The sequence below is a fragment of the Azospirillum sp. B506 genome (genome assembly GCF_000333595.1).
Lineage (GTDB): Bacteria > Pseudomonadota > Alphaproteobacteria > Azospirillales > Azospirillaceae > Azospirillum.
The window spans coordinates 1-5,728 of record NZ_BADK01000446.1; the positions used below are offsets into that span (position 1 = coordinate 1).

A 5,728-nucleotide genomic window follows, 5' to 3' on the forward strand; every position below is an offset into this window, starting at 1 on the left:
GCTGCCGAAACTGCCGAAACAGGAAGGCACAGCTGTACAGAAATAGGGGGAAATCAGCCGATTAACCGTTTCGCGGTTAATCTGAAATAGCGCTGCAAAAACAGACATTTGCGCGCCCCCTGAAGCTCGTGTACTGTGCGCGCCATATTCGCTTCCGGTGCGGGCTCTCCTATGCCCGCAACGCGCGGCGGCAAAAGGTGTTGTCAAAGACCTTTGCCGCTTGAACCCTGGGGAGGAATCATGGCCGCGTCCCGACGCCGTTCCACCAAGGCGCTGACCGACACCGCGCCCGCTCAAGCCGTCTCTTCCGAAGAGCTTCTTCATTACTACCGCGAGATGCTGCTGATCCGCCGCTTCGAGGAGAAGGCGGGCCAGCTGTACGGCATGGGCCTGATCGGCGGCTTCTGCCACCTCTACATCGGTCAGGAAGCCGTCGTGGTCGGCGTGCAGGCCGCTCTGAAAGAGGGCGACGACGTCATCACCAGCTACCGCGACCATGGCCACATGCTGGCCTGCGGCATGGAAGCCAAGGGCGTGATGGCCGAGCTGACCGGCCGCATTGGAGGCTACTCCAAGGGCAAGGGCGGCTCGATGCACATGTTCAGCCGCGAGAAGAACTTCTACGGCGGCCACGGCATCGTCGGCGGCCAGGTTCCGCTCGGCACCGGTCTGGCCTTCTCGCACAAGTACCTCAATGACGGCGGCGTCTCCGCGGTCTATTGCGGCGACGGCGCCATCAACCAGGGCCAGGTGTACGAGAGCTTCAACATGGCGGCTCTCTGGAAGCTGCCGGTGCTGTTCGTCATCGAGAACAACAAGTACGCCATGGGCACCTCGCAGGAGCGCGCCTCGGCCGGCGAACTGCACCAGCGCGGCGCCGCCTACGGCATCCCCGGCTATCAGGTCAACGGGATGGACGTGCTTGAGGTGAAGGCCGCCGCCGACAAGTGGGTGAACTACATCCGCGAAGGCAACGGCCCGGTCATCCTGGAGATGAAGACCTACCGCTACCGCGGCCACTCGATGTCCGATCCGGCCAAGTACCGGACGAAGGAAGAGGTCGAGAAGATGCGGTCGGAGTCCGATCCCATCGACCAGCTGAAGTCCAAGCTGCTCGGCGGCGGTCTCGTCGACGAGGACAAGCTGAAGGAGATCGATCGCGAAGTGAAGGCGATCGTCACCGAATCTGCCGAGTTCGCGCAGCAGAGCCCCGAGCCCGATCCGTCGGAACTGTGGACCGACATCCTGGTCGGATCCTGATCGTCGAATCCACCGTCTGGTCCTGACGTCAACGAAAAGCAGGAGCGGCGCCAGAGGGACGGGTTGCCCCCATCATTGGGAGTAGCAACCGGTTTCCCCGCGCCGCCGGAGGTTGAGGAATGCCGATCGAAGTGCTGATGCCGGCCCTGTCGCCCACCATGACCGAGGGCAAGCTGGCGAAATGGGTCAAGAAGGAAGGCGACACCGTCAAGTCCGGTGACGTCCTCGCCGAGATCGAGACCGACAAGGCCACCATGGAAGTCGAAGCGGTCGACGAAGGCCGCGTCGGCAAGATCCTGGTGCCGGAAGGCACCGACAATGTCGCGGTGAACACCCCCATCGCCGTCCTGCTGGAAGAAGGCGAGGACGAGAGCGCGCTGTCCAAGGGCGGCAACGCCCCGACCGCCGCCGCTCCCGCCAACCCGGCCCCGGCGCCCGTCGCCGAAGCCACCCCGGCCCCGGCTCCCACCGTGCCGGCCGCCCCGGTGTCGATCCCGGAGTCTGACGAGGACAAGTTCTTCGCCAAGACGGTGAAGAAGACGGTCCGCGAAGCGCTGCGCGACGCGATGGCCGAGGAAATGCGCCGTGACGAGAAGGTCTTCGTCATGGGCGAGGAGGTCGCGCAGTACCAGGGCGCCTACAAGGTGACCCAGGGCCTGCTGCAGGAGTTCGGCGAGCGTCGCGTCATCGACACGCCCATCACCGAGATCGGTTTCGCCGGTCTGGGCGTCGGCGCCTCCTTCAAGGGGCTGAAGCCGATCGTCGAGTTCATGACCTTCAACTTCGCCATGCAGGCGATCGACCACATCATCAACTCCGCCGCCAAGACGCTCTACATGTCCGGCGGTCAGATGGGCAGCCCGATTGTCTTCCGCGGCCCGAACGGCGCCGCCGCCCGCGTCGCCGCGCAGCACTCGCAGTGCTATGCCTCGTGGTACGCGCACTGCCCGGGCCTGAAGGTGGTCTCCCCCTGGTCGGCGGCCGACGCCAAGGGCCTGCTGAAGGCGGCGATCCGCGATCCGAACCCGGTGGTCTTCCTGGAGAACGAGATTCTCTACGGCCAGAGCTTCGAGGTACCGGAGGACGAGGAGTTCGTCCTGCCGATCGGCAAGGCCAAGATCGAGCGCGCCGGCAAGGACGTGACGATCACCGCCTTCTCGATCATGGTCGGGCATGCTCTGGCTGCCGCCGAGGAGCTGGCGAAGGAAGGCATCGACGCGGAGGTCATCAACCTGCGCACGATCCGTCCGCTCGACACCGCCACCATCGTCAACAGCGTCAAGAAGACCAACCGCCTTGTTTCCGTCGAGGAGGGCTGGCCCTTCGCCGGCATCGGTTCGGAAATGTGCGCGCTGATGATGGAGCAGGCGTTCGACTATCTCGACGCGCCGGTCGCCCGCGTGGCCGGCCTGGACGTGCCGATGCCCTACGCCGCCAACTTGGAAAAGCTGGCGCTGCCGCAGGTCGCCGACATCGTCAAGGCCGCCAAGCAAGCCTGCTACCGTTGAGAGGAGGGCTGATAGGATGACCGTTCAGATTCTGATGCCCGCCCTCTCGCCCACGATGACCGAGGGCAACCTCGCCAAGTGGCTGAAGAAGGAAGGCGACACGGTGAAGTCCGGCGACGTGCTCGCCGAGATCGAAACCGACAAGGCCACCATGGAAGTCGAAGCGGTCGATGAAGGCCGCATCGGCAAGATCCTGATCCCGGCCGGCAGCCAGGGCGTGGCGGTGAACACCCCCATCGCCATCCTGCTGGAAGAGGGCGAGGACGAGAGCGCTCTGGCCTCCGCCGGTTCCGCTCCGGCCCCGGCGGCTGCCGCTCCGGCCGCTGCCCCGGCTCCGACGGCCGCTCCGGCTGCCGCCGCGCCTGCCCCGGCAGCTCCCGCAGCCGCTCCGGCGGCCGGTGGTGCCCGCGTGTTCGCCAGCCCGCTGGCCCGCCGCGTCGCCGAGCAGGCCGGCATCGACCTGAAGACCGTGAAGGGCACCGGCCCGCATGGTCGCATCGTCAAGGCCGACGTCGAGGCCGCCAAGGCCGCCGGCCCGGTCAAGGCCGCGGCTGCTCCCGCGGTCGCCCCGGCTCCGGCCGCCGCCGCTCCGGCTCCCGCGGCGGCTCCGGCCCCGGCTCCGAAGGCGGAGGGTGTGGACGCCAAGGCGCTCGCCGACAAGCTGGGCATGGCCTACACCGCCGTGCCGAACAGCGGCATGCGCAAGACCATCGCCAAGCGTCTGGGCGAGGTGAAGCGCACGGTTCCCGACTTATTTCTGAGCGGTGGACGTCGAGAATCGACGCGCTGATGAAGGTCCGCGCCGAGCTGAACGGCCGGTCCGATGCTTACAAGCTGTCGGTGAACGACTTCATCATCCGCGCCGTGGCGCTGGCATTGAAGAAGGTCCCGGCGCTGAACGCCGCCTGGACCGACGAGGCGATGCTGCAGTTCCAGCATGCCGACATCTCGGTCGCCGTCGCCACCCCGACCGGGCTGATCACCCCGATCGTCAAGAAGGCGGAGACCAAGGGTCTGGCCGACATCTCGAACGAGATGAAGGCCCTGGCCAAGAAGGCGCGCGACAACGCGCTGAAGCCGGAAGAGTATCAGGGCGGCACCATCTCCATCTCCAACCTCGGCATGATGGGGATCAAGCAGTTCCAGGCGATCATCAACCCGCCCCAGGCCTGCATCCTGGCGGTCGGCGCCAGCGAACAGCGCCCGGTGGTGAAGGACGGTGCGTTGGGCATCGCCACGGTGATGAGCCTGACCGGCACCTTCGATCACCGCGTGGCCGATGGCGCCGTCGGTGCGGAATTCCTCGGGGCAGTGAAGAAGCTGCTTGAGGATCCGCTCTCGATGCTGCTCTGACGGTTAGAGGACCGGTTCCATGTCGAAAAGCCTTGCCCCGCTCCGCGCCGAAATCGACGCCATCGACGACGAGATCGTCGCGCTGCTGGGCAAGCGCCTGTCCGTCGTCCACCGCGTCGCAGCGGTGAAGATGGCGGAAAACCTGCCGGCCGTCCTGCCCGACCGCGTCGAAGCGGTCAAACGGCGGGCGGCCGAGGCAGGCAAGGCCTATGGCCTGGATCCGGCCTTCATGGCCACCCTGTACCAGACGATCATCGACGAGGCGTGCCGGGTCGAGGAAGGCATCTTTGCCGCCGGCCGCGAGGATGCGCCTCGCTCCTGAATGGGGAGAACACCCTTGGCCGACATCAATTACGACGTCATCGTCATCGGCGGCGGACCGGGCGGTTACGTGGCGGCGATCCGTGCCGCGCAGCTGGGCCTGCACACCGCGGTCATCGAGCGTGAAAACCTGGGCGGCATCTGCCTGAACTGGGGCTGCATCCCGACCAAGGCGCTGCTGCGCTCGGCCGAGGTGCTGCATCTCGCCAAGCATGCCGCCGACTATGGTCTGGTCATCCAGAACCCGTCCTTCGACCTTGACAAGGTCGTCGCCCGCTCGCGCAAGGTCGCGGGCCAGTTGAACGGCGGTGTGAAGCACCTGCTCAAGAAGAACAAGGTCGCGGTGATCGAGGGTTCCGCCAAGCTGCTCGGCAAGGGGCAGGTGGCAGTGTCCAAGGGCGATGCCCCGGTCGGCACCTTCGGCGCCAAGCACATCATCATCGCCACCGGCGCCCGTGCCCGCACGCTGCCGGGCCTGGAGGATGACGGCAAGCTGGTCTGGACCTATCGCAAGGCGATGACCCCGGACAGCATGCCGAAGTCGCTGCTGGTCATCGGCTCCGGTGCCATCGGCATCGAGTTCGCCAGCTTCTACAACGCGCTCGGCGCCAAAGTCACGGTGGTCGAGGTGATGGATCGCATCCTTCCGGTGGAGGATGAGGAAATCTCGGCAATGGCCCGGAAAGCCTTCGAGAAGCAGGGCATGCGCATCATCACCGGCGGCAAGGCCGGCAACCTGCGCAAGGCCGCCGACAGCGTCACCGTGGCCGTCGAGGCCGGCGGCAAGACCGAGGACATCACGGTCGACCGCGTCATCGTCGCCGTCGGCATCAGCCCGAACACCGAGAACCTCGGCCTGGAGAACACCAAGGTCAAGACCGACCGCGGCCATATCCAGACCAACGCCATGTGCGAAACCGACGAACCTGGCGTCTACGCCATCGGCGACGTGACCGGCGCTCCCTGGCTCGCCCACAAGGCCAGCCACGAGGGCGTGATCGTGGCCGAGCATATCGCGGGCAAGCATCCGCATGCGCTGAACGTCCGCAACATCCCGGGCTGCACCTACTCGCACCCGCAGATCGCCTCGGTCGGTCTGACGGAGAAGAAGGCGAAGGAGGCCGGCTACGAGATCAAGGTCGGCCGCTTCCCCTTCGTCGGCAACGGAAAGGCGATCGCGCTCGGCGAGCCGGAAGGCCTGATCAAGACCATCTTCGACGCCAAGACCGGCGAGATGCTGGGTGCCCACATGATCGGCGCGGAAGTGACCGAGCTGTCCAAGGCTA

The 5,728-nt window shown here is 66.1% G+C and carries 4 protein-coding genes and 1 pseudogene; all 5 read left to right on the forward strand.

Annotated elements, in window-relative coordinates; all coding sequences use genetic code 11:
- Positions 1-240 precede the first annotated feature (240 nt).
- Positions 241-1,260: a pyruvate dehydrogenase (acetyl-transferring) E1 component subunit alpha gene (gene pdhA / locus I71_RS13570; protein ID WP_199902173.1), complete on the forward strand. Its 1,020-nt coding sequence runs from the start codon at positions 241-243 to the stop codon at positions 1,258-1,260.
- Between the two features lie 119 nt (positions 1,261-1,379).
- Entirely contained in the window at positions 1,380-2,768 is a 1,389-nt protein-coding gene (locus tag I71_RS13575) for a pyruvate dehydrogenase complex E1 component subunit beta (RefSeq protein ID WP_042695391.1), read from the forward strand.
- A 16-nt stretch (positions 2,769-2,784) separates the two neighbouring features.
- Positions 2,785-4,121: pseudogene (locus I71_RS13580) on the forward strand (pyruvate dehydrogenase complex dihydrolipoamide acetyltransferase).
- A 19-nt stretch (positions 4,122-4,140) separates the two neighbouring features.
- Positions 4,141-4,443: a chorismate mutase gene (locus I71_RS13585; RefSeq protein WP_042695392.1), complete on the forward strand. Its 303-nt coding sequence runs from the start codon at positions 4,141-4,143 to the stop codon at positions 4,441-4,443.
- Between the two features lie 15 nt (positions 4,444-4,458).
- The coding region (gene lpdA, locus I71_RS13590; protein WP_042695393.1) for a dihydrolipoyl dehydrogenase at positions 4,459-5,728 on the forward strand (1,270 nt) is incomplete at its 3' end.